Here is a 23,618-nt window from a genome sequence, read left to right on the forward strand (position 1 = left end):
ATGGCCACGCCGACGGAGCGGGAACGGCGCTGGCTCAAGCGGTTCGCCGGACCCGCCCCGGCCGGGACGACCACGCTGCTCTGCTTCCACTACGCCGGGGGAAGCGCGGGGATGTTCCGCCATTGGCCCGCGCTGCTCCCGTCCGTGGACGTGGTCGGCGTACAGCTTCCGGGCCGAGCGGACCGGTTTCTCGAAGATCGCCATGCCCGGATGGAGCCGCTGGTGGAGGAGCTGATCGAGGTGCTGCGGCCGTCGCTGGGCCGGCGCTTCGCCTGCTACGGATCCAGCATGGGCGCCCGGGTGGCGTGGGCGTTCGCGCATGCCCTGCGCGAACGCGATCTGCCGGGCCCCTGTGCGCTGTTCGTGGCCGCGAGCGGCGGGCCGGCACTCGATGACGGAAGCTGGCTCTGGCAGGACCGGGACGACGGACTCGAAGGCTATGTGCGGGAGATGGGAGGCACTCCGCCGTCCGTGCTCGCCGAAGCGGGACTGCTGGCCGCACTGCTCCCCGTACTGGAGGCGGACCTGTCGGTGCTGAGCACGCACGACTTCCACCCCGAAGTTCCTCTCGACATCCCGGTCCATGCCTTTGCCGCGGAGCACGACGCGGAGGCGGGCCCGGATCGTATGCGGGCATGGCAGGACGAGACCACGGCGGCGTTCTCGATGGACGTGCTGCCGTGCGGGCACTTCTTCGACTCCGCGTCCGAGGCAAAGGTGATCGACTCCATCGGCAGGACGCTCGGTGACGTGCTGTCGCCGACGAACGGAGGAATGGCGAAGTGAGCGACCTGGAATCGCGCATCGCCGCGCTGCCGCCGGCGCAGCGGGCTGTTCTCGAGGCTCGGCTGGCCGACCGCGCGGCCGCTCGCGGACAGGGCGCGGTGGACCGGATCCTGCCACGCGACCGATCCGCTCCGGTTCCGCTGGGTGTCGCCCAGCACCGGGAGTGGGCGGTCGGACAGATCCGCTCGGTCAACAACATCACCGGCGCTCTGAGGCTGGAAGGCAGTCTCGATCTCACTCTGTTGAGCAGCGTCCTCACCGAGATCGTCGAGCGCCATGAGGTGCTGCGTACGACGATAGAACTCGACGGAAACGGGACACCGGTGCAGGTCGTCCAGGCGGTGACACCGGTGCCGACACCGGTGGTGGACCTGACGCACATCGCCCCGGAGCAGCAGACGGACGAGGTTACGCGGCTCGCCCGCCGCGACATGACGCGGCCGTTCGACCCCGCGGACCCGCAACGCCTGCGGGTGACGTTGCTCAGGCTGGAAGCACAGGTGCATGTGGCCCTGTTCGCAGCCGACCACGCGTCCTCGGACGCCTGGTCGCTGGCGATCATCGTCGAGGAGCTGGCCGCGATGTTCCGCAGCCGCCTCGGCGACGCCCGCGCAGATCTTCCGCCGCTCGACATCCAGTTCGGGGACTTCGCCGTGTGGCAGCGCCAGGAGCGCAGCGAGGAGCGGGAGGAGAGCGAAGTCCGCTACTGGCTCGAGCAGCTGACAGGCATGCCCGCCGACTCGGCACTCCCGGTGGACCGCCCCGGTCCGGCGCGCCCGACCTACGCCGGCGGCGTGTACGACATGCGTCTCCCGAAGGAACTGGCGGCGGGTGTACAGCGGTTCGGGGAGAAGGAGGGCGCCTCACTGTTCGGCGTACTGCTGGCTGCCTGCTCCGTGCTGCTCAACCGGTACTCGGGCGAGGACGACGTGGTCGTCGGCTCCCTCGTGTCGGGACGTACGCGCGGGGAGACCCAGCGGCTCATCGGGAGTTTCGCCAACCCACTGCCGCTGCGCGTGCGGATGCACGACGAACTGACGCTGCGCCAGGTCGTGCGAGAGGCCCACGCGACGCTGGCCGGCGCGCTCGACCACCAGGACCTCCCGTTCGAGAAGGTGGCCGAGGGCCTCGACCTCGGACGCGACTCGACCCGCACCTCGTTCAGCCGGGTCTGGATCAACGTGCTCACTGTGCCGGACATGACGCTGGAACTGCCGGGGCTGCGCATCACACCGGTGTCGATCGCACCGGCCAAGACCTCGGTGGACCTCACGCTCAACGTCACGCCGAGCGCCGGGACGTTGCAGATCCAGTGGCACTTCATGTCCGAACTCTTCGACCCCGCCACGATCGCGTTGCTGGCCGAACAGTTCCAGCGTGTGCTCCGCCACCTCGTCGACGAACCGGACACCCCCGTCTGGGCCGTGGAGCTCAATGCCGGCGCCGCGCAGAGCGAGCCGGCGGACTCGACCGAAGTGAGCGGATTCGTCGAGCTGTTCCAGCGTCGGGTGCGCATCGCTCCCTACGCCCCGGCGGTCATCTGGGACGGTGCCGCGACGAGTTACACGGAACTCAACCGGCGTGCGAACCGGCTCGCCCGGCGGTTGCGTGCCGCGGGAGTCCGGCGCGACGCGCGCGTCGGTGTCCTGGTCGAGCGGTCGCCGGCCCTGGCAGTGGCGATCCTGGCCGTACTCAAGGCCCACGGGGCGTACGTGCCCATCGACCCGACGTACCCGCCCGAACGCATGGCGTTCCTGCTCCGGGACGCGGATGCGCACGTACTGGTCACCGAAGAACTGCTGGCGGACGCGCCGGGCCCCGGCGGGTGGACCACCGTGCTCATCGACGAGGCCGACGAGGCCGACGAGGCCGACGACGCCACGGGCGACGAGGGGGACCTCGACCTGCCGGATCCGGCAGCGGCGGCGTACGTCGTCTACACCTCGGGTTCGACCGGCGCTCCGAAGGGCGCCGTGATCGAGCACCGGCCGCTCGCGGTGTTCGCGCGCGAGGTGGTGGATCGCCTGGGCCTGGGCACCGGCGACCGGTTCCTGCAGTTCGCCTCGCCGGGCTTCGACGTGCTCGCCGAAGAGCTGTTCCCGACCTGGCTCGCCGGCGGCGCCGTGGTGATGCCGACGAAACACCTGATCAACGGCGAGGACGATCTCGCGGCGCTGATCGAGCGGGAACACCTGACCGTCATGGAACTGCCCACGGCCTACTGGCACGAGTGGGCGCGTGAGATCGACCGGCTCGGCGTGGAACTCCCGAGACACCTCCGACTGGTGATCATCGGTGGTGAGCGGGTGCTGCCCGAACGCCTCGCCATGTGGCGCCGCACCGGTGTTCCCCTCGCCCACGTCTACGGGCTCACCGAGACGACCGTCAGCTCCACCTTCTTCAGGCTGGACCCTGACGACCCGGAAACGGAGTGGCCGAATCTGCCGATCGGCACCCCGCTCCCCTCGGCCGACCTGCGCATCCTGGATCGCCGGATGCGGCCGGTCCCGGCGGGGGGCGTGGGCGAGCTCTACATCGGCGGTGTCAGCCTGGCCCGAGGCTATCTGGGACGCCCGGCCCTCACCGCACAGCGCTTCGTCGCGGACCCGACCAGACCGGGCAAGCGGGTCTACCGCACCGGCGACCTGGTGCGCCGCCGCACCGATGGCAACCTGGAGTTCCACTCACGGGTCGACACGCAGGTCAAGATCCGTGGCTTCCGCGTCGAGCCCACCGAGGTCGAATCGGCCCTCACCGACCATCCCGGGGTCGCGGAGGCCGTGGTGACGGTCCATGAACCTGCCCCGGGAGACCGCCGGCTGATCGCCCACGTGGTGCCGTCGGCCGGCATGACCGCAGTCGCCGCCGGCCTGCGGGACTTCCTCCTCGAACGGCTTCCCTCCTACCTCGTCCCTTCGGCGTTCGTCGAGATGGCGGAGCTGCCGCTCAACGCGAACGGCAAGATCGACCGCGCGCGTCTGCCCGCCCCCGGCCACGCGGACACGGCCGGCGCAGCAGGCTTCCGTGCGCCGGCAACGGCGACGGAACAGGCACTGGCCGGCATCGTCGCCGGTGTGGTCGGTGTCCCGCGGATCGGCGTCGACGAAAACTTCTTCGAGGTCGGCGGCGACTCGATCCTCGCCATCCAGGTGGTCGCCCAGGCGCAGCAGGCGGGCCTGCGGCTGACTCCGTACGACCTCTTCGCGAACCCTTCGGTGGCTCAGCTCGCCGTGGTGGTCGAGGCCGACCGCACCGTCGACGCCGAGCAGGCGGACGTCACAGGTCCGGCACCCCTCGCGCCGACCCAGCACGATTTCTGTACAGCCGAGTTGACGACACCCGCGCAGTGGAACCTCTCGGTGCTGCTTGACCTCGCCGTCAAGGTCGAGCCCGACGTGCTGCGGGCGGCCGTCGAAGCGGTGATCGGGCATCATGACGGGCTGCGCCAGAGGTTGCTGCTCGCAGGGGCCCGGACCCGGTCGCGCCTCGCCCCGCGCGGTGACGAGACACCGTTCGCCCACTACGACTTCTCCGCCGGGCAGGACCCGGATCTGCGGACCGCGGAGATCTTCGCCGCGTTGCAGCACAGCCTCGATCCGGCGGTCGGGCCACTGATCAGGGTCGCGCTGCTGCGCCCCGGACAGGGGCGAGCGGACCAGTTGGTCGTGGTGGTTCACCGGCTCGTGGCCGACGTGGCGTCCATGAGGATCCTCCTTGAGGACCTGGAGACCGCGGTGGTGCAGTTGTCGGCCGGTGAGCCGCTGCGGTTCCTGCCGAAGACCACGTCGTGGCAGTCGTGGACGCGCAGGCTGGCCTCCTACGCCTCGTCGGATTCCGTACAGGGCCAGCGCCCGTACTGGACCGAGGCGGTGACCGTAGGTCCCGGTGAGGAGTGGCGCGGGCGGCTGCCCGAGGACCATCCGGAGGCGCAAGGGCCCGACACCCAAGCCGATTCCCGAACCGCTACCGCGCGCCTCGACCGGGCCGCGACCGCGACCTTGCTCGCGGCGCCCGAGCGCCTCGCGTGCACGGTCGAGGAACTGCTGCTGTCGGCGCTGGCCCGCACACTCGCGGAGTGGACGGGTGCCGAGCGCCACCTCGTCGAGGTCGTCCGCCACGACAGGGCCCAGCTGTTCGACGACGTCGATGTGACGCGCACCATCGGCTGGTTCAGTCCCACGCACCCGCTGCTCCTGCACGCTGCCGGCGAAGAGACGCTGCGCACCGTCAAGGAGGCCCTGCGGGCCGTGCCCGCGGGCGGCACCGGCTGGCAGATGCTGCGGCAGGGGCGCGAGCCGTTGGACGCGGCGCCGGTCGACCTCTCCTTCTCCTACACGGGCAGGGCCATGGAGTCCGCGTCCGGGACCTTCTCCGTTGTGGCGGAGACCATCGGTGGGGACCGCAGCCCGTCCGAACTCCGTCCCCGTCCCCTTGAGGTGAGCGCCGGCATACGCAACGGTGAACTCGTCGTCGACTGGGGATACGGCACACGGCGGCACGACCCGGCGACCGTGGAACGCCTCTGCCTGAGCTACGTCGCGCACGTACGCTCCCTGATCGGCGCGGTGTCGCCCGAGGGCGCGACCGCGGACTTCCCGCTCGCGCGTGTCGACCGATCCCAGCTCGACGGCCTGCTGGGCAGGCTCGCCGAGAGGCGGGCTGAGTGAGCGTGGAGGACGTGGAGGACGTTTACGAGCTGTCGCCGCTGCAGCAGGGCATGCTGCTGCACAGCCTCTACGGCGGAGACTCCGACACGTACCTGGCGCAGCACAGTTTCGCAGTCGAGGGGCGACTCGACGCGCAGGCGTTGGAGACCGCCTGGCAGCAGACCGTCCGCGCGCATCCGGCGCTGCGCACCTCTTTCCACTGGGAGGGCATGGACACGCCCCTGCAGGTCGTGCACCGCCATGTGCCCATCGAACTGCGCCGTCACGACTGGTCAGGCTTGGAGTCGGCCGTACAGGACGAGAAGGCCGAGCAGCTTCTCGCCGCCGAGCGGGCGGCCGGGTTCGATCCTGCTCAGGCACCCCTGCTCCGCCTCGACCTGGTGCGCCTGAGCACCGAGCGGCACCTCGTGGTGTGGACCCACCACATGCTTCCGGTCGACGGCTGGTCCGTGCCGCTGGTCATCGGGGAGGTCATCGCCCGCTACCAAAGCCTCACCACCGGATCGCCGCCGCCGGCACCTGCTCCGCCCTATCGCGACTACATCGCCTGGCTCCAGCAGCAGGACCTGGGCGCGGCACGGGAGTACTGGGTCGAAACCCTTGGCGACACCGCCGGGTTCCACCCGCTGGGGCCTCTGCGGCCGATCACGCCCGACGCTCCGCCCTCGATCATCGACGAGCACAATCTCGTGCTGGGCGAAGAGCTGAGTACGGCCCTGCGTCGGACCGCTGCCCGGCACGGTGTCACGCCGGGCACGCTGATGCTGGCCGCATGGGCCCTCGTGGTGGAGTGCTTCGGCGGAGGCTCGGACGTGCGGTTCGGGGTCGCCTGCTCGGGCCGGCCCGCCCTGCTGCCGCAGGTCGAGCGGATGGTCGGCAGTTTCGTGAACAGCCTCCCGCTGCAGCTGACGGTTCCCATGGACCGCGGCACGGGAGAGTGGCTGCGCGAAGTCCAGGCGCTGCACGCGGCCGCGCGCCGCTTCGAGTTCAGTCCGCTCGCCCAGATCAAGTCCTGGACGGGGGTCACGGCGACCGAGCCGCTGTTCGATTCTCTGCTGGTGCTGGAGAACTACCCGGTCGATCTCGGTGAGGGGACCGACGCGCAGCAGCTGACGGTGCGCGGGCTGACGGATTTCGAGAAGACCAGTGAACCCCTGACCGTCTTCGTCACCGCGGCTTCCACCCTGCGTGCGCTCTATCACCGTGACCGGATCGGCTCCCAGGAGGTCGAGGAGATCCTCGGTGCCTTCCGGACTGCCCTGACCGGGTTGACGCGGCAGGCGAGGATCGGCGGTGTTGCCTCGGGCCTTGCGCGGTCCGGGCAGCCGGAACCGGCGGCGTCCGGAGGGTTCGCCCGCTACGACGACCACGGGGGAGTCCTGCCCGCGCTGGTGCGGCGATGGGTGGAGCGGACGCCGACGGCGCCCGCGGTCGTGGCTGAGGAGGGCGTGCTCACCTTCACCGAGCTGTGGGACCGGTCGTGCGCGGTCGCCGCGGTACTGGCCGACGCGGGCGTGCGTCGCGGAGCGACGGTCGGGGTCTGCCTCGAACGCTCCGTGGACCTCGTGGTGGCGGTCCTGGGCACCCAGCTGGCGGGTGCGGCGTACTTGCCGTTGGAGCCCTCGCTGCCCGAGGCACGTTTGTCGTTCATGCTGGCCGACGCCGGGGCGGAGGTGGTGATCGCACCGCCGGAACTGGCGGCCCTGGCACGTCGGCTGGGCGCGCGTCAGGTCGTCGCCCCCCTGGCAGCGCAGGAGGCCGGCACGCGTCGGCCACCGATTGCGGCGCAGGGTTCCGATATCGCGTACGTCATCTACACATCCGGATCCACTGGACGCCCCAAGGGCGTCGCGATCACGCACGACGCGATCCTCAACCGTCTGCTGTGGGCGCAGGACACCTTCGGGCTGACTCCGGACGACCGCGTGCTCCAGAAGACGCCGTTCGGTTTCGATGTCTCCGTGTGGGAGCTGTTCTGGCCACTGATCACGGGTGCGGTGATGGTGGTGGCCCGCCCCGGCGGACACCAGGACGCGGCCTATCTGGCCGGGCTCCTGGCGGACGAAAAGGTGACGACCGCTCACTTCGTGCCGTCGATGCTGGAACTGTTCGTGGACGACCCGGGCGCCGCTGAGCTGCCGGCCCTGCGCCGGGTGCTCTGCAGCGGCGAGGCACTGCCTCATGGCCTCACCCGCAGGTTCGCGCAACTCCTGCCGCGCGTCGAGCTGCACAACCTCTACGGGCCGACCGAGGCCGCAGTGGACGTGACGTGGTGGGACTGCGCAGGGACAGCCCCTCCAGGGGTGGTCCCCATCGGTCGGCCGGTGGCCAACGTGCGGGCCCACGTCCTGGACGGCCGACTCGCGGAGGCGCCTCGGTCGGTACCGGGTGAGCTGTATCTCGGGGGCGTCCAGCTTGCGATCGGGTACGTGGGACGGCCGGGCCTCACCGCAGCCACGTTCGTCGCGCATCCGCTGGCGGGCCCCGGCGGACGTCTGTATCGCACCGGCGACAAGGTGCGCAGGCTCGCGGACGGCTCACTGGAATTCCTCGGCCGCGTCGACCGGCAGGTGAAGATCAACGGCTATCGGATCGAACTCGGAGAGGTGGAGCACACCCTGACCAGCCATCGCGCGGTGCGCGAAAGTGCGGTCACTGTGCATGTACGCGGCGAACACCGCGAGCTCGCGGCGTACGTGACCGTCTCCGATGCCGACGCCGACCGGGAGGGGGTGCCCGCACAGTTGAGGGCCCACCTCGCCGAGCGGCTGCCGCGCCACATGGTGCCGGCGACGGTCACCGTCCTCGCCGCGATGCCGCTGAACCCCAACGGAAAGCTCGACCGGGCGAAGCTGCCCGACCCGCGCACAGCGGTGCAGGTGACGGACGGCCGTCCGTGGAAGGGACCGGAGACCTCGGCCGAGAAGGCCGTCGCCGCCGCCTTCGAGGCCGTGCTCGGGGTGCGGTCGATCGAGCGCGACAGTGACTTCTTCGAACTCGGCGGAACATCCTTCGACGCGGTGCGCGCGGTGCGGCGGATCGAAGGAGCCACCGTTCCGCTGATCACCACACACCCGACCGTGCGCGGGCTGGCAGCCGCGCTGCAGTCACCGGGGTCCACGGCGGGCATGCTCCTGAGCCTGGCACCGCGTGTACAGCCTGCGACGCACTTGGTGTGCGTGCCGTTCGGCGGCGGCAGCGCCATCGCCTACCGCGCACTCGCCAGTCATCTGTCGCCCGATGTGTCGCTCCAGGCGGTGACGCTTCCGGGACACGAACCCGGCAGCGACCCGCAGTTGCGGTCCATCGACGCCATCGCTGGTGAGTGTGCCGCCGCGGTGCTGGAGCTGCCGCCCGGCCCGATTGCCGTCTACGGGCACTGCGTCGGAGTGGCGCCGGCCGTCGAGGTCGTCCGCCGCGTCGAGGCCGCGGGGCGACCGGTCGAGCGGCTGTTCCTGGGCGCCTCCTACCCGTTCTACGAGCCGCGTCGTATCGGGCGCGCCATCCAGCGGGTGCTGGCGGCGCTGGTGCAGCGCGGGTGGCTCCGGGTGGGCGCGCGGACGGTGGGAACGACCCGGGGGAGTGTGCCCGAAGCCGATGAGGCGGAGGTGCGTTATCTGCGTTCCATCGGCGGCTTCGGCAGTGAGGTCGACGACGAGACCATCGCGTTCGTGATGCGAGCCTTCCGGCACGACGTCACCGAGGGCGGCCGCTACTTCGCCGACGTGTGGACCCGCGGGACCGAGCCGTGGCTGAGCGAGCCGGCGGAGCCGCTCACGCCGCTCTCGACACCGATCACGTTCATCGCGGGCACCGCAGACCCGATGACCACCGGATACGGCCGTGGGGTGCGGTTGTGGGACCGGTTCAGCACCAGTGTCGACCTCGCCGTGATCCCCGAGGGCAGTCACTACTTCCTCCAGGACCAGGCGGAGGCGCTGGCCGGTGTGATCGAGAAGTCCCTGCAGGGCCACTGCGGCCGCTGCGGAGCGTCGACGTTGGCCGGCTGACGTCGGCCGACCCGCCCGTGGGCAGCGGCCCAGGGCGTGTTCCGATACCCCCGTCGCCCGCCCGAGGAGTCTCGAACAGGCCCCGGCTCAGTGTGCCCGCGCGGTGCGCCAGGTGACCTCGCAGGGGAGAGAGGCGAAGCCGCGCTGGTGCGGGGTGTGGACGCGGCGCGCACGATCGGCGTCGATCTCGTACGCGGACACGGCGGCGCCGATCTCCTCCAGCGCGATACGCATCTCCATCTTGGCCAGCACCGAGCCGAGACAGTGATGCGGTCCGTGCCCGAAGCTGATCATCTTGCTGGTGTCGCGCTCCAGGTCGAAGCGCTCCGGGTCGGGGAAGACCCGCGGGTCGCGGTTGGCGCACGCGGGCAGGACGGCGATCCGGGCACCCGCGCGCAGCCGGACGCCGTGGAGTTCGATGTCCTCGGTGAGGCGACGGGCCACCATCTGGCTCGCCGAGTCGTAGCGCAACGTCTCGCTCGCCCATTTGTCGGCGTTCCCGTTCAGTCCGGCCCGCTGGACCTCGTGATCGAGATGCCCGTGGTACCAAGCGTTGCCGATGGTCTTGCCGGTGGATTCATTGCCCGCGCCGACCATGACGAACAGGAATCCGACGATCTCCGAATCGGTCAGTCGTCGACCGTCGACCTCTGCCGCGATCAGGGTCGAGGTCAGGTCCTCGCCGGGGCCGCTCTTGCGAAGGTCGGTGACGAGTGCGACGAAGTACTGGGCCATGCGCAGCGCTGCCGCCGTCGCGGTCGGCCCCCGCTCGTCGGACATGTCTTCGCGTACGTTGAGCGCATCCGTGTCCGCGCGGATCAGGTCCCAGTCCCACTCGGGTATGCCGAGCATTTCGCACAGGACGTCGTTGGGCAGGGCTGCGGCGTAGTCGGTGGCGAAGTCGAAGCGTTGCTGACCGCGCAGGGCGTCGAGCCGGTCGCGGGTGATCTCGCGGATCCGCGCTTCCATCGCGGCCACGCTGCGCGGGGTGAAGGCGCTGGAGACCAGCGCGCGGTAGACACCGTGGTCGGGCGGGTCCATGGCGAGGAAGAAGCTGGTCTTGGGGGCGTGCGGGCCCCAGAGTTCGGGTTCCAGTGAGATGCCGAACCGATTGGAGAACCGCCGCGGCCGGCGCAGTGCGTCGACGACGTCGGCGTGGCGGGACAGCGCCCAGAAGTCCCGTTCCTCGTTGCGGTACACGGGAGCGTGCTCCCGCATCCAGGCATAGAACGGATACGGGTCCTCATGGATCCGGAAGTCGAAGGGGTCGTAGCCATTGGGGAACAGATCGGCGGGAGCGGGCGCTCCGCCCACGGCGACCGGATCGTCGTCCATGCCGGGTCCTCCTGGATCGGTAGTGGTCGGAGCCGGGCGGCCGCTCAATGGCCCGTGGAGGAGCCGACCGCGTCGACCCGCGGCTTCGGTGCCGCGTTCCTGGCGGTCGGGGCGGTCAGCGGCACGTCGTCGCGCAAGGCACGCAGGTCGCGTGAGAGGTAGGCGAGCCGCGCAACGATCAGGACGGCCACCCCGAGCAGCAGGATGAGGAAGGCCGAGCCGCGTCCCGTACCGGTGCCGATCACCCGGCCGACGGTGTCCGCCAGGGCGCCGTCCGGACGCAACAGCGGCTCGAAGATCCGCTCGGAAACGGGACCGGCGAGCATGTAGCCGGTGAACAGCACCGTGTTGGTGATCATGTTGAAGGTGGCGAAGGCACGACCCTGCAAGCCGGGCTCCACCTCGGTCTGCAGAACACTCCGGCTGGTTCCTTCAATGATCATCGAGGAGAACTGGAAGCCGAAGGCGGCGACGGCGACCAGGGCGATGTTCGGGCGCAGGGCGCCCAGGCAGAGGAAGAACCCGAGCGGCACGGCCAGCCCGGCGATGCCGTGGATCCGTTTCGGCGGCCCTCCCCACGCGGCCATGGTGGCGCCGCCGAGGAACATGCCGACCCCGCCGGCCGACAGCACCGCACCCAGCGCCGTCACCGAGGCCATGCCGATGACCAGCGGCGTGAAGAGGACGTCGACGAAACCGACCGCCAGATTGAGCGCCGCGTAGAAGCAGAGCAGCGGGACAAGCCCACGCCGGGTGGCGAGGTGGCTCCAGCCTTCGCGGATCTCTCCGAAAATGCCGGCCGGTCGCTCCTTCGGCGCGGCGGGCCGCGGGATGCGGATCCGCAGGAGGATGACGATATTGAGCAGGAACGTCACGCAGTCGATGGTGAGGATTCCGGGCAGCCCGATCGCGACGATGAGCACCCCGCCGAGTGCCGGAGCCACGGTCTGACTCACCGCGGTCGCGGTCATCACCATTCCGTTGGCGCGGCCCAGTTGGTTGCGGGGGGCGAGCTGCGTCACGCTCGCGTTCAGCGCCGGAACGAGGAACGCTCCCAGCGCCGAGCGGATGGTGATGGTGATGAAGATGTGCCAGGGCTGGAGAACCCCCAGGCCGGAGAGCAGGGCCAGGGAGAGGCTCGTGCACACCCCCACCATGTCGCTGGCGAGCATCACCGTGCGCCGGTTCCAGCGGTCGACCAGTGCTCCGGCGAAGGGGGAGAGCGCGATCGCCGGCAGCAGCGACAGGATGAAACCGACGGCGAACTGGATCGTCGAGCCGGTCTCCAGATAGATCCAGACGGTGAGCGCGAACGCGGTCAGCGCCGTGCCCGTCAAGCTCGCGATGTAGCCCCCGCAGAGCACCGTGAACCTTCGCACCGGTCGACCGTCCGATCTATGCCTGTCGGCGTGGTAGATGGCTTGTGTTGACGCGCACTGACGCCCATGGTCGGGGAGGGCTCGGCGGGAGTGCATCCCCCGAATTCTGGGACAGCGCGATCCGCGAAACGGCCGAGTGCGACCGCACGTCCCGGAGCCGGACGTCGATCGCGCCGAATGGTGTCGGCGCTCACCCCGGCCCGGGTGACCCGCGTCGGTCGAAGACGCGTCGCATCCGATCACTCAGATCGCGAGGACCAGGCGGCGCGGGATCTCCAGGCCGACGCCTACGAGCAGATGGGCTATCAGGCGGAGGGCCCGCAGTGGCGCGGCATCTTCCTCACCGCGGCCAAGGAACTGCGCGAGGGCGTCCAGCCCGCCACGTTCGCCACCGCGAGTCCGGACACCGTCCTCGCCATGCCCGTCGACATCCTCTTCGACTACGCCGCCGTCCACCTGATCGGCGACAAGGCGGCGACCGCCGACCTCCGGATCGACTTCTGCTTCACGGACATGGACGAGACATGGTCGATGTGGGTCGCGCGCGGGGTCCTCAACGCGCGTCGCGGCGCCGCCCCGGACACGCAACTCACCGTCACGGGCCCCAAGGCGGCTCTGGTGGGTGTTCTGCTCAACCCGTCGAGCGCGGCCCCGCTCGTCGAGTCCGGAAAGCTCCGTCTCGACGGCGACGACACCGTTCTTCTGACGCTGGGCGGGCTCCTCGACGCGTTCGACCCCGACTTCGACATCGTGACGCCCTGACCGAGCGGTCGGCTGCTTTGCGTGTAGGGGAGGACCGACCGCACGCGCCGGATTGCCCGGGGCGCAATGACGGTCCCAGGCAACCGGCTTGAGCTCTAGAAGAACCCAAGTTTCTTCGGGCTGTATGAAGTCAAAACGTTCTTCGTCTGCTGGGGTACACGCCCGATCGCACTGTTGGCCTGCGGAAACAAGTGGAATCGTGCGCTGCGAAGCCGAGTTGGTCCGCATCTGGTCCGGATCGTGGTGAGGAGTTCATAGTGCTGGCGAGCGGGCCTGAGGAGAGGGTGCTGCAGGCCACTCGCGGATCACCCTGGGGCTGCTGGTGTGCCGGATTGGCCAGATGTCTGAGTACATCGATGAGGTCGAGGCGCGGAGGGCGCGGCTCGTCGCGGTGGGTGACAACTCGGAACGCTTGGAGAGCGAGGCGTCGTTCGCCGCACTGTGTGGAGTCAGCCCGGTGGAGCGTTCTTCGGGGCGCCGGTATTTCCGCCGCCTGAACCGGGGTGGTGATCGTCAGGCCAACGCCGCACTGCACCGCATCGTGTTCACCCGCCTACGCGTTGATGCGCGTACACAGGAGTATTACGAACGCCGGCTGAAGGAGGGCAAGACCCGGCGGGAGATCGTCCGGTACCTCACACGCTACGCGGCCCGGTAGGGGTGTACCCGGTGGTGAGGCCATCGAGCGTGCGCGAGGTGGCGGCAGTGCACCGGCGTCGTGGATCAGCCTCGACGAGGTCACCTGCCGCGCCGCCGCCGGGGAGCGAAGGAGAACGCGGCGGAAGCGCCCGGTGTTGCGGCAGGCGGCGCCCGCGGTTGCCGAGTAGCGTCGTGGACCAACTCGACGCGGAAGGCACGAAAACATGGCACAGGACGCTTCACAGCGCGCGCTGGACGAGGTGTGCGCGCTGATGCGTGCGGCATCGCCGCGCACGGCGCGCGGTGTATGGCGGGAAGAGTCGCGGCGGCGCGGCCGACAGGAGAGGCGATTCTCCTTCCGGGCCCCGCAGCAGTGGCGGGTCGAACTGGACGGGGCGTTGCGTGTGGTGTCGGACGGGGTCCGCTCCGCGTCCCCCGACGGAGACACCTGGTACTGGGTGCCGGCCGACCGGGCTCACCACAGCGTCGGTCTGTGGATGATGCTGTTCCCGGACGCCGCGCCACTGTGGGGACGCCCCGGCGACCTGTACCGTCCGGCCCGGATCCTGCCGTCCTCACCGGACCGTCCCAGCCTGGTCACCGTCCGGTTCGATCCGATGGAGACGGCGGAACCAGTGCCGCTCACCGTCGAGGTCGACGAGGCCAGCGGAGTCGTACGGACGTGGAGTTCGCCGGCAGGACGACAGTGGTTCGATGCACTGGAGCTGAACGTCGAGCTGCCCGAGGCCCAGTTCGAGGTGCCGGCCGCTGCGCTGCCGGACCCGTCGTTCACCTGAACCGGATCACTTGAACTCGCAGAGAGCAGGCGTACCTCGTGGAGTCCAGCAGTCCCAGGACTTGGTCTTGAACGTGTCGGCCGTCCACGGGCCTCCACCCGGCTTGGGAACACCCTGGGCCTCGAACTGTGCGCCCAGCGTCGCGTGATACGTGGAATCGTCCTCGAGCCTGTTCCCGTGGATGAGCTTTGAGGTCCAGGTGCGCTTGAATGCCTTCGGCGATACGGGCCAGCTCCCGCAGCCCCCTTCCGGCAGGCCTCCGTTGCTGTCCTGACAGGACACGGTGAGCATCGGCTTGATGGCGGGGCCGACCATCACATCGAACGACACCTTGAACCGAGGCTGACGGCCGTTGAGCGACGTGCGCACAGTGAATCGGACACGCCCCTCGACAGCGTGTCCTGTCCCGTAGATGCCGTTGGCCACGGACTCGGCGATGTAGTCGCTGATGACGCGGTGGCACGTGATGTCACCGCACCACTCGCCATCGCGACGTCCCTGGTCCTGTCCCGATACATGGACGGGGCGTGTCGCGAGCGGTGTGAAGCGGTCCTCCGACTGCCCCGACAGTAGGCGCACGGACTCCCGCAGCCCCTCCGCCGTGCAGAACCACCGGTCGGCCGCTCGCTGCAGGGCCCTTTCCACGCAGGGCCGCAGAGTTTGGGGGACCCTTACGCCGTCCTGTGGCACCGGAGCGGCCACGACGGGCCCCATGGACAGGAGTGAAAGGGCGGGCACGGCAGCGGCAGCGGCGACGGCGACGGCGGCCCGGCGAAGGCGCGGACGGGCAGAACCGGCGGTTGTCGGCATAGGGATCTCACCTTGAACGCGATCACGAGCTGGGATTCCGATAGAACCCCGCCCGCTTGTGCTGAGCATCTTCTGTTGACCCGGTAGAGCCCTGGTGCCGGCCCGGGACGGGCGACACCTAGGTCCTGCTCGCGGACATCGCAGAGAAGGAGGATCTGCCGCCCGACAACGAGGTCACCGAGACGCAGATTGGTGAGCAGCACGGTGCGTACGGAATGGCACTCATCGGCATCGGCAGCTTCATTGAACGGATCCAGATGGACGCCATGACTTCATGGCGATCGTCCCTGAGTACCAAAACTTCGTGCACCTCCGTCAACAACGTGAACGCCTCGAGACCACCCGAGAGCACACTGCCGTGTGATCACGCCCACCACCCTGGTCACGGATGGTGGCTGTGCCCGTGGGTGCCTGAAAGGGCAAAACTCCTTCCAGGCAACCGACTTGAGGCTCTAGAAGAACCCAAGCTTCTTCGGGCTGTAGGAAACCAGAAGGTTCTTCGTCTGCTGGTAGTGGTCCAGCATCATCCGGTGGTTCTCCCGTCCGATCCCCGACTGCTTGTATCCGCCGAACGCCGCGTGCGCCGGGTACGCGTGGTAGCAGTTCGTCCAGACGCGGCCCGCTTGGATCGCACGCCCGGCCCGGTACGCCGTATTGATGTCGCGGGTCCACACGCCGGCCCCGAGGCCGTACAGGGTGTCGTTGGCGATCTTGATGGCGTCGTCGTAGTCGGCGAACGAGGCGACCGAGACGACCGGGCCGAAGATCTCCTCCTGGAAGATCCGCATGCGGTTGGTGCCCTCGAAGATCGTGGGCTGGACGTAGTAGCCGCCCGCCAACTCGCCGTCGTACTCGATGCGTTGTCCGCCCGTGAGGACCTTGGCGCCCTCCTGCTGGCCGATGTCCAGGTAGGAGAGGATCTTCTGGAGCTGGTCGTTGGAGGCCTGGGCGCCGATCATGGTGTCGGTGTCCAGGGGGTGGCCGGGCTTGATGGCCTCCGTGCGGGCGATCGCCGCGTCGATGAACTCGCTGTAGTGACCCTGCTGGATCAGTGCGCGGGAGGGGCAGGTGCAGACCTCGCCCTGGTTCAGGGCGAACATCGTGAAGCCTTCGAGGGCCTTGTCGCGGAAGTCGTCGTCCTTCGCCCAGACGTCGTCGAAGAAGATGTTGGGGGACTTGCCGCCGAGTTCGAGGGTGACCGGCTTGATGTTCTCCGAGGCGTACTGCATGATCAGGCGGCCCGTCGTCGTCTCGCCGGTGAAGGCGACCTTCGCGACACGGGAGGACGACGCCAGGGGCTTGCCCGCCTCCACGCCGAAGCCGTTGACGATGTTGACGACGCCCGGCGGGAGCAGGTCCTTGATCAGGTCCATCAAGACGTGGATCGACGCCGGGGTCTGCTCGGCGGGCTTGATGACGACCGCGTTGCCGGCGGCCAGGGCCGGGGCGAGCTTCCAGGTCGCCATCAGGATCGGGAAGTTCCACGGGATGATCTGCGCGACCACGCCGAGCGGCTCGTGGAAGTGGTACGCGATGGTGTCGTCGTCGATCTCGGAGAGGCTGCCCTCCTGCGCCCGGACCGCGCCCGCGAAGTAGCGGAAGTGGTCGATGGCCAGGGGGATGTCGGCGGCCAGCGTCTCGCGGACCGGCTTGCCGTTCTCCCAGCTCTCGGCCACCGCGAGGAGCTCGAGGTTCTGCTCCATGCGGTCGGCGATCTTCAGGAGGATGTCGCCGCGGTCGCCGGGCGACGTACGGCCCCACGCGGGCGCGGCGGCGTGCGCGGCGTCGAGGGCGCGCTCCACGTCCTCCGCGGTGCCGCGCGCGATCTCGGTGAACGGCTGCCCGTTGACCGGTGAGGGATTCTCGAAGTACTGGCCACGGGCGGGCGGTACGTACTCGCCGCCGATGAAGTGGTCGTAGCGGGCCTCGTAGGAGACGACGGAGCCCGGGGTGCCCGGGGCTGCGTAGCGGGTCATGGTGAGTTGCCTCCTGTCTCGGCTGCCCGCCGTTGGGCAGCTTTCGCTCGGGAGGCTAGGAGCGCGTACGTTGCAGCTACGTTGCGTGCGCGGGCCCGGCGCCCTGTTCGGCGTCCAGCGTGGCCAGGCGGGCCAGGACCGGCGGCGTCGGCCGGACCGCCGCGAGCGCCTGCCATACGTCGAGGTCGTCCTCGCCCCACGGGGCGTGCGCCCAGTCGGCGAGCAGGTCGGGATCGCCGCGGGCGATGAGCGCCGCCCGCAGCCCGTCGGACACCCTGCGCCGTATACGAGCCACCGCCGGCGCCTGCGACGCGGGCAGCAGCGGGCCGGTGTACGCGGACGCCGCCGCCGTCACCGACCCTGAGCCGAGGCGCCGCTCGACCGTGTCCAGGTCCGACTCCACGGGGACGGTGAGGCGGTAGGGGCGTGACGTGAGGACGCCCGTGCCCAGCACCCGGCGCAGCCGCGCCAGTTCGGCCCGCAGCGTCACGGGGGTCACGGACTCGTCCTCGTACAGCTGGCAGAGCAGTTCGTCGCCGGTCAGGCCCTCCGGGTGGCGGGCCAGCAGGACGAGCAGTTCGCTGTGCCGGCGGCTGAGGCGGGCCTTTTTGCCCGACGGGGTGAGCAGCAGGGCCTCGTCGCGGCCCAGCACATTAAGGCGCAGTCCCTGCTCCCTGCTGGACTGCGGTGTGAGCAGGGCGAGTTGGGACTCGGCCGCACGCGCCACGGCCTGCACGAACGCCAGGCTGTGTGGATGCGCGAGCCCGTCGCCGCCCGTGATGTCGACCGCGCCGAGCAGCCGGCCGGTGCGGGGGTCGTGCACCGGCGCCGCCGCACACGTCCACGGCTGCACCTGGCGGATGAAGTGCTCGGCGGCGAACACCTGCACCGGGCGGTCCACGGCGACCGCCGTGCCCGGCGCGTTCGTGCCCATCGCCGACTCCGACCAGAGGGCGCCCGGCACGAAGTTCATCCGGTCCGCCCGCTGCCGGGTGACCGCGTGCCCTTCGACCCAGAGCAGCCTGCCCTGCGTGTCGCACACGGCCAGGAGATGCTCGCCGTCCGTCGCGAACGTGCCCATCAGCTCGCGGAACAGCGGCATGACGGCAGAGAGCGGATGCTCCGCCCGGTACGCCCCGAGATCGCTGTCGGTCAGCTCCACCGACGCCGAGGCGTCCGGGTTGACGTGCGCGCCCGCCGAACGCCGCCACGACGCGGCGACCACCGGCCGCACCGGGCGGGCGACGGTGCCCGCCGCGGTGAACCGGTCGTGGGCGCGACGCAGCGCCCGCACCCGCTCGGACGGATCGGTACCCGGCTCCAGGGCGACCCATGGATCGGTCAACGCTGCCTCCCCGACACGTTCTTCACTCGACGCGTTCCTCACCCGGCACGTTCCTGACGGCGGTGGGGACATCGTCGCTCCGGGGACGGAGACCGACAAGGCGCGCGGCACCGATCGCACGAGGTGGCACATGCCGCGTGGGGGTGTGAGGACCGGCCGGTCGCTGTCGGTCAGGCGAAGTTGACCATCCTCAGGTAGCGGGTCCAGTCCCAGTACGGGCCGGGGTCCGTGTGGTCCGTACCGGGCACCTCCACGTGTCCGAGGATGTGCTCGCGGTCCCTCGGGATCCCGTAGCGCGCGCAGATCGACGCGGTCAGTGCCGCCGACTGCTGGTACATCGCGTCCGTGAAGTACTGCGGCTTGTCCACCCATCCCTCGTGCTCGATGCCGATGCTGCGCGTGTTGTAGTCCCAGTTCCCCGCGTGCCAGGCGATGTTCTTCTCGCGTACGCACTGCGCGACGTGTCCGTCGGACGAACGGACGACATAGTGCGCGGTGACCTGCTTGGCGGGGTTCTTGAAGATGGCGAGGGTGTCGGCGTAGGTCTCCTGCGTGACGTGGATGATCACGTAGTCGATCGGATAGGAGGAAGGGCGGCTGGAGACCGTGTAGTTGGAGGTGCTCGCGGGGACGGACTCGGCCAGGGGGTAGTCGACCGCCTGCGCTCCGGCGGCGGCGCGGCCCGCGGGCAGCAGCGCTCCGGGTACCGCGGCGAGCGCCCCGGCCTGGAGGAGACGGCGGCGGCTGGTGCCGGGGGAGTGCGAACCTCTTGCTCGGTCCATGACGATCCTGCCTTTCGACTGGCTCGGACGGTGGGGGGAAACGAACCGGCAGTGCTACGGCGCCCGGTATGGCTCGGGGCGCGGCAGCGTCGCCGCTATCTCACGCAGCCGCGCATGGAGTCCGCGGTGCGTCTCGTGTGTCGGCAGCCATTCCTTGCGGAGCTTGGCGACGCACGTGTAATTGGTGTCGCAGACGTTCGCCAGCGGCGACTCGACCGTCTGCGTCGCGAACTGGTAGGCGTCCAACTCGCTGAAGCCGTAGTCCCTGACGAGCCACTGCACCAGGTCGAGCTGGGATATCCGGAACGCGTCCTCCAGCGGTCGGGCCGAGCCCGTCGAGATGATGTGGGTGTCCGACTCGATCCGCGGCCAGGGTGTCGCCACGCCCTTGAGCAGTTCCACGATCACGACGGTGCGCATCGCGCACTCGACGGCGACCCCGCAGGTCTCGCCCTCGCCCTGTCGGGCGTGCCCGTCGCCCAGGCTCAGCAGCGCGCCCTCCACGTTCACCCCGAGGTAGCAGGTGACGCCCGCCCTCATCTCCGGCGTGTCCATGTTGCCGCCGTGCGCGTCGGGGACGAGCGCCGAGCGCACCTCCAGGTTCGCCGGGGCCACGCCCACGGTGCCGTGCATCGGGTCCATCGGCAGCTCCACCGTGAACGCGCTGTCCCGCGCGGCGAACTGAGCCGTGCGCCGGCCCCGGTCGAGCTGCCAGATCCAGACCGCCTCGGGGAGCGGCTGCTGGAGTGTGGCGGTGGTGTGCGTGGACGTGAGCGCCCCGAACAACGGCACCGTCGTGGAGGCCGCCCAGTCGCGGGCCGGCTCCACCGACACGAAGTGCACGGCGACCGTGTCGCCCGGCTCCGCGCCCTCGACGTGGAAGGGACCCGTCTGGGGATTGAGATACGGGAATTCGCAGACTTCCGACACCAGGTCCTTCTCCGAGCGGACCCGGCCCGCGAAACAGTCCTCCGTGTACAGGTCGAGGACGGTGCCCGGCGCGATCCGCGCGACGGGCGGCGCGCCGCCGAACGTCCAGGCGTACTCGCCGGGTTCGGGCCGGACCGTCAACATCCGGGGGTCGCTCATGAGGTCTGAGCTCCGCTCTGTGTGGGGTGGGCGGTCGGTGCGGGGTCGCCGAGCGGGGCCCGGGCCGTCTCGGGTGTGCGCTCCGGATGGCGCCGCGGGAGGGCCACCGGGACAACGACGCCGAGGGCGCGCCGGATACCGGCCACCGGACCCGGTCCCGCCCGTGCGGTAGCGGTGGTGCTGTCGCCGACGTCCCCCGACACAGGAATCCCCCTTCCCGTGCGCACGCCTCCACCCACCGGACGAACGGGAGCGCGACGCCTCGCGTGAAGTACCGTACGGGGCCCGCCGGTTGAGGCGAAAGAGGGCGCGGCGGATCTGTGGATAACCCACGCACTGTGAATAACCGCACGTCAGAGGGGCTTCAGAGGTTCGGACCACTGGCGGTACCCATGAGGCCCGCCCGCCCTACCCCACCGTCCCCACGGCACCCATCGGATCGTCGAGCACACCCCGCACCACCGAATGCGCCGCCCCGAGCAGCGGACCTTCCGATCCGAGGCGCGATACGACGACCCCGTCCGCCGGCGTGGCCGTCCGCCGCGTCAACTCCCTTTCGAGGGACGGCAGAAGCCACGGCGCGAGCCGGGAGAGGGCGCCGCCGAGGACCACCGCGCGCGGGTCGATGAGGTTCACCGCCCCCGTCAGCGCGATACCGAGGGCAGTGCCCGCTCCGCGCAGCGCCTTGCGGGCGGCGGCGTCACCGGACTCGGCCCGCTCGGCCAGCAGGGAGACCCGGTCGGGGCCCGGTGCGATCCCCGCCGCGTGCAGGACCGCCTCCTCGCCGGCGTACTGCTCCAGGCAGCCCCGCCCGCCGCACGGGCAGGCCGGCCCCTCGGGCCGCACCGGCACATGGCCGAGTTCACCGGCGAACCCGCGTGTCCCGCGCAGCAGTAGACCGTCCACGACGAGTGCCGCGCCGATGCCGATCTCGGCGGACACGTGGAGGAAGTCTGCGGGGGAGTCGTCGGCGAGCCACAGTTCGGCGAGTGCGCCGAAGTTCGCCTCGTTGTCGACCGTCAGCGGGACGGAGTGCGGCAGCAGCGCGGCCACGTCGGTGTCGTGCCAGTCCAGGTTGGGGGCGCGTACGACGGTGTGGGTGTCGCGCGCCACCAGTCCCGGCACCGCGACCGCGAGCCCCGCCGGACGCAGCCCCGCCGCCTCCGCCTCGTCGCTCACCTGCCGTACCAGCGCGGCCAGTTCGGCGAGCACGGGCCGCGGTGCACGCCCCCGGTTGCCGACCCGGCGTTCCGCGCGCGCCCGTACCTCGCCGCGCAGATCGACCGCGCACACCGCGAGATGGTCCACGCCCACCTCGGCGCCGAGCCCGGCCGGGCCCCGGCCGCTCACCGCGAGCGCCGAGCCGGGCCGCCCCACGCCGCCCGGCCGCTGCGGGCCCAGTTCCTCCAGGAGCCCGGCCCGGATCAACTCGTCGACGAGGGTGGAGATCGCGGCCCGGGTCAGCCCGATGCGCTGGGCCACCGACGCTCGCGACAACGGTCCCTCGGCGGCCACCGTGTGCAGCACGCGGGACAGATTGCGGCGACGCATGGCCTGCTGGGTGTCGGGCGTCCCCGGGCGCGGCCGGTGCAGTGGTGCGGTCATGCGGACATCGTCCCAGGGCGGACGGCCCGAGGTGGGCGCGGGCCGGACCCACCCGCCGTGAAGGTCCTCATCCCCGCTCCAGAAGAGCCGCCGCGCCCGACAGCACGCCCGAGATCCGGTCCATCGTCGCCTCGTCCCGCTCGACCGGATCGAGCAGCGGACCGCGCGCCGTGTCCCAGCGCCGGGCCACCGCGGCCGGATCCTCACCGGTGAGCAGGCCCGCGGCCTGCGCGGCGGCGCCGAGCGCCACGAGTTCGCGGGCCTCTGGCACCTGAACGGCCCGCCCGGAGAGACGTCGCACCGTCTGCTGCCAGGCCGCGCCCCGCGCACCCCCGCCGATGAGCAGCAGGGGAGTCGACGGATCGGCGTCGGCGGCGTCGTTGGCCAGGACCCGGTCGAGCGCGCCCAGCAGCGCGTGCACCGCCCCGTCGTAGGCGGCCTGGAGCAGCTGCCCGCCGGTCGTGTCGTGCCGCAACCCGGTCAACAGGCCGGAGGCGTCCGGCAGATCGGGCGTCCGCTCACCGTCCAGATAGGGCAGGACGGTCGCCGAGCCGCCCGCCTCCACGGCCTCCCGGTCGAGACCGAGCAGCGCGGCGATGCGGTCGACGGCGAGCGTGCAGTTCAGGGTGCAGGCCAGCGGCAGCCAGTCGCCGCGGGCGTCCGCGAAACCGGCCACCGTGCCCGACGGGTCGGCGGGCCGGTGCCGGGACACCGCGTACACCGTCCCGGAGGTGCCGAGGCTGAGCACCGGCGTGCCCGGCCGCAGGCCCAGACCTAGAGCGGCGGCGGCGTTGTCACCGGTCCCGGCCGCCACCAACGTGCCCTTGGCGAAGGGAAGTTCACCGGAGGCGTCGCGCACCGTGCCCGCGACCTCGCCGGGGCCCACCACCCTGGGCAGCAGCGCGGGATCGAGCCCCACCCGGCCGAGCACGTCCTCGTCGTACGCCTCGGTGGACGACGCCCACCACCCCGTACCGGACGCGTCGCCGCGGTCCGTCGTGCCCGCGCCGGTCAGGCGCCCGGTCAGGTAGTCGTGGGGGAGCCGCACCGCCGCAGTGGCCCGCACGGCCTCCGGCTCGTGCTCGGCCAGCCACGCCCACTTCGAGACGGTGAACGAGGCGCCTGGCACGCTCCCGAACCGCTCCGCCCACGCCTTCGGACCGCCCAGTTCGTCCACCAGGTGCCGGGCCTGCGGCGCGGAGCGCACGTCGTTCCACAGCATCGCGGGGCGCACCGCGCGCCCCTGCGCGTCCAGCGTCACCAGACCGTGCTGCTGACCGCCGACCGACACCGCGGCGGCCCGCCGAGCGGCGTCCCCGCACCGGGCGAGGGCCTCGCGCAGCGCCGCGTACCACTCCTCGGGGTCGCTCTCCCGGGCCGCGCCCGTCGTCACCGTGTGCGGCGCCTGCCCGCTCGCCACCACCGCACCCGTGGCGACGTCGACGACCAGCGCCTTCGTGGACTGCGTGGAACTGTCGATCCCTACGACGAGGGGACCGTCGGCAGCGGACATGCGGCTCTCCTGACTCGTACCTGATGCGTATGTGAATCGGGCCGCGCCCGGTCCCGTACCGAGGCGGCTCTTCCCAGCGGCGTGCCCGCATACTAATTTGTAAAGCGCCATGACGAAATAGGC

Annotated in this window: 14 protein-coding genes and 1 pseudogene; 6 read left to right on the forward strand and 9 right to left on the reverse strand. The window is 70.6% G+C overall.

Going from position 1 to position 23,618, the window contains the following annotated elements; translation table 11 throughout:
• Genes B072_RS0105025 through B072_RS0105035 form a run of 3 tightly spaced genes read left to right on the forward strand, consistent with a single transcriptional unit; the run spans position 1 to position 9,463 of the window.
• Complete coding sequence (locus B072_RS0105025; RefSeq protein ID WP_018528841.1) at positions 1–786, forward strand: thioesterase II family protein; 786 nt, start codon at positions 1–3, stop codon at positions 784–786.
• Positions 783–5,453, forward strand: coding sequence for a non-ribosomal peptide synthetase (locus B072_RS0105030; protein WP_018528842.1), 4,671 nt, complete (start codon positions 783–785; stop codon positions 5,451–5,453). Before B072_RS0105025 ends, B072_RS0105030 begins: the two co-directional genes overlap by 4 nt.
• A gap of 11 nt (positions 5,454–5,464) precedes the next feature.
• Positions 5,465–9,463 carry a non-ribosomal peptide synthetase gene (locus tag B072_RS0105035; RefSeq protein ID WP_199791007.1) on the forward strand — a complete coding sequence of 1,333 codons (3,999 nt, stop codon included), beginning with the start codon at positions 5,465–5,467 and terminating at the stop codon, positions 9,461–9,463.
• 87 nt (positions 9,464–9,550) lie between these two features.
• Here the strand turns inward: B072_RS0105035 and B072_RS0105040 are convergent, their stop codons facing one another.
• Both B072_RS0105040 and B072_RS42450 read right to left on the reverse strand, forming a co-directional pair.
• Positions 9,551–10,798, reverse strand: a complete 1,248-nt coding sequence (locus tag B072_RS0105040; protein WP_018528844.1) for a cytochrome P450 — start codon at positions 10,796–10,798, stop codon at positions 9,551–9,553.
• Between the two features lie 44 nt (positions 10,799–10,842).
• Positions 10,843–12,273 (reverse strand): MFS transporter, encoded by a 1,431-nt coding sequence (locus B072_RS42450; protein ID WP_078506295.1) that lies wholly within the window; start codon positions 12,271–12,273, stop codon positions 10,843–10,845.
• Between the two features lie 108 nt (positions 12,274–12,381).
• Between B072_RS42450 and B072_RS0105050 the strand changes: the two genes are divergently transcribed.
• The 3 genes and pseudogenes from B072_RS0105050 (at position 12,382) to B072_RS0105060 (ending at position 14,375) form a co-directional block, all read left to right on the forward strand.
• Complete coding sequence (locus tag B072_RS0105050; RefSeq protein WP_234018795.1) at positions 12,382–12,939, forward strand: alkyl sulfatase C-terminal domain-containing protein; 558 nt, start codon at positions 12,382–12,384, stop codon at positions 12,937–12,939.
• A gap of 382 nt (positions 12,940–13,321) precedes the next feature.
• Positions 13,322–13,597, forward strand: a pseudogene (locus tag B072_RS42455) (transposase); the annotation flags it as partial.
• A gap of 205 nt (positions 13,598–13,802) precedes the next feature.
• Positions 13,803–14,375, forward strand: a complete 573-nt coding sequence (locus B072_RS0105060) for a hypothetical protein (protein ID WP_026245464.1) — start codon at positions 13,803–13,805, stop codon at positions 14,373–14,375.
• 6 nt (positions 14,376–14,381) lie between these two features.
• Here the strand turns inward: B072_RS0105060 and B072_RS0105065 are convergent, their stop codons facing one another.
• From B072_RS0105065 to xylB, 7 genes are all read right to left on the reverse strand, one after another.
• Positions 14,382–15,185 carry a hypothetical protein gene (locus B072_RS0105065; protein ID WP_158689152.1) on the reverse strand — a complete coding sequence of 268 codons (804 nt, stop codon included), beginning with the start codon at positions 15,183–15,185 and terminating at the stop codon, positions 14,382–14,384.
• Positions 15,186–15,637: 452 nt separating this feature from the next.
• Positions 15,638–17,161 (reverse strand): aldehyde dehydrogenase family protein, encoded by a 1,524-nt coding sequence (locus B072_RS0105075; protein ID WP_018528851.1) that lies wholly within the window; start codon positions 17,159–17,161, stop codon positions 15,638–15,640.
• A gap of 76 nt (positions 17,162–17,237) precedes the next feature.
• Complete coding sequence (locus B072_RS0105080; protein WP_018528852.1) at positions 17,238–18,506, reverse strand: GAF domain-containing protein; 1,269 nt, start codon at positions 18,504–18,506, stop codon at positions 17,238–17,240.
• Positions 18,507–18,676: 170 nt separating this feature from the next.
• A complete protein-coding gene (locus tag B072_RS0105085) occupies positions 18,677–19,288 on the reverse strand; it encodes an N-acetylmuramoyl-L-alanine amidase (protein ID WP_018528853.1) in 612 nt (203 codons plus the stop codon).
• A gap of 54 nt (positions 19,289–19,342) precedes the next feature.
• Positions 19,343–20,377: an acetamidase/formamidase family protein gene (locus B072_RS0105090; protein WP_026245465.1), complete on the reverse strand. Its 1,035-nt coding sequence runs from the start codon at positions 20,375–20,377 to the stop codon at positions 19,343–19,345.
• Between the two features lie 408 nt (positions 20,378–20,785).
• Positions 20,786–21,982, reverse strand: coding sequence for an ROK family transcriptional regulator (locus B072_RS0105095; protein ID WP_018528855.1), 1,197 nt, complete (start codon positions 21,980–21,982; stop codon positions 20,786–20,788).
• 67 nt (positions 21,983–22,049) lie between these two features.
• Positions 22,050–23,495 carry a xylulokinase gene (gene xylB / locus B072_RS0105100; protein WP_018528856.1) on the reverse strand — a complete coding sequence of 482 codons (1,446 nt, stop codon included), beginning with the start codon at positions 23,493–23,495 and terminating at the stop codon, positions 22,050–22,052.
• Between the last annotated feature and the right edge of the window lie 123 nt (positions 23,496–23,618).

The sequence above is a fragment of the Streptomyces sp. HmicA12 genome (assembly GCF_000373565.1).
In the GTDB taxonomy this organism is placed as follows: domain Bacteria; phylum Actinomycetota; class Actinomycetes; order Streptomycetales; family Streptomycetaceae; genus Streptomyces.

Excerpts from the sequence above, each read along its gene's own strand:
- B072_RS0105025 (WP_018528841.1), top strand. The coding sequence starts at position 1 with ATGGCCACGCCGACGGAGCGGGAACGGCGCTGGCTCAAGCGGTTCGCC.
- B072_RS0105040 (WP_018528844.1), bottom strand. The coding sequence starts at position 10,798 with ATGGACGACGATCCGGTCGCCGTGGGCGGAGCGCCCGCTCCCGCCGAT.
- B072_RS42450 (WP_078506295.1), bottom strand. The coding sequence starts at position 12,273 with ATGCACTCCCGCCGAGCCCTCCCCGACCATGGGCGTCAGTGCGCGTCA.
- B072_RS0105060 (WP_026245464.1), top strand. The coding sequence starts at position 13,803 with ATGGCACAGGACGCTTCACAGCGCGCGCTGGACGAGGTGTGCGCGCTG.
- B072_RS0105065 (WP_158689152.1), bottom strand. The coding sequence starts at position 15,185 with ATGCCGACAACCGCCGGTTCTGCCCGTCCGCGCCTTCGCCGGGCCGCC.
- B072_RS0105075 (WP_018528851.1), bottom strand. The coding sequence starts at position 17,161 with ATGACCCGCTACGCAGCCCCGGGCACCCCGGGCTCCGTCGTCTCCTAC.
- B072_RS0105085 (WP_018528853.1), bottom strand. The coding sequence starts at position 19,288 with ATGGACCGAGCAAGAGGTTCGCACTCCCCCGGCACCAGCCGCCGCCGT.
- B072_RS0105090 (WP_026245465.1), bottom strand. The coding sequence starts at position 20,377 with ATGAGCGACCCCCGGATGTTGACGGTCCGGCCCGAACCCGGCGAGTAC.
- B072_RS0105095 (WP_018528855.1), bottom strand. The coding sequence starts at position 21,982 with ATGACCGCACCACTGCACCGGCCGCGCCCGGGGACGCCCGACACCCAG.
- xylB (WP_018528856.1), bottom strand. The coding sequence starts at position 23,495 with ATGTCCGCTGCCGACGGTCCCCTCGTCGTAGGGATCGACAGTTCCACG.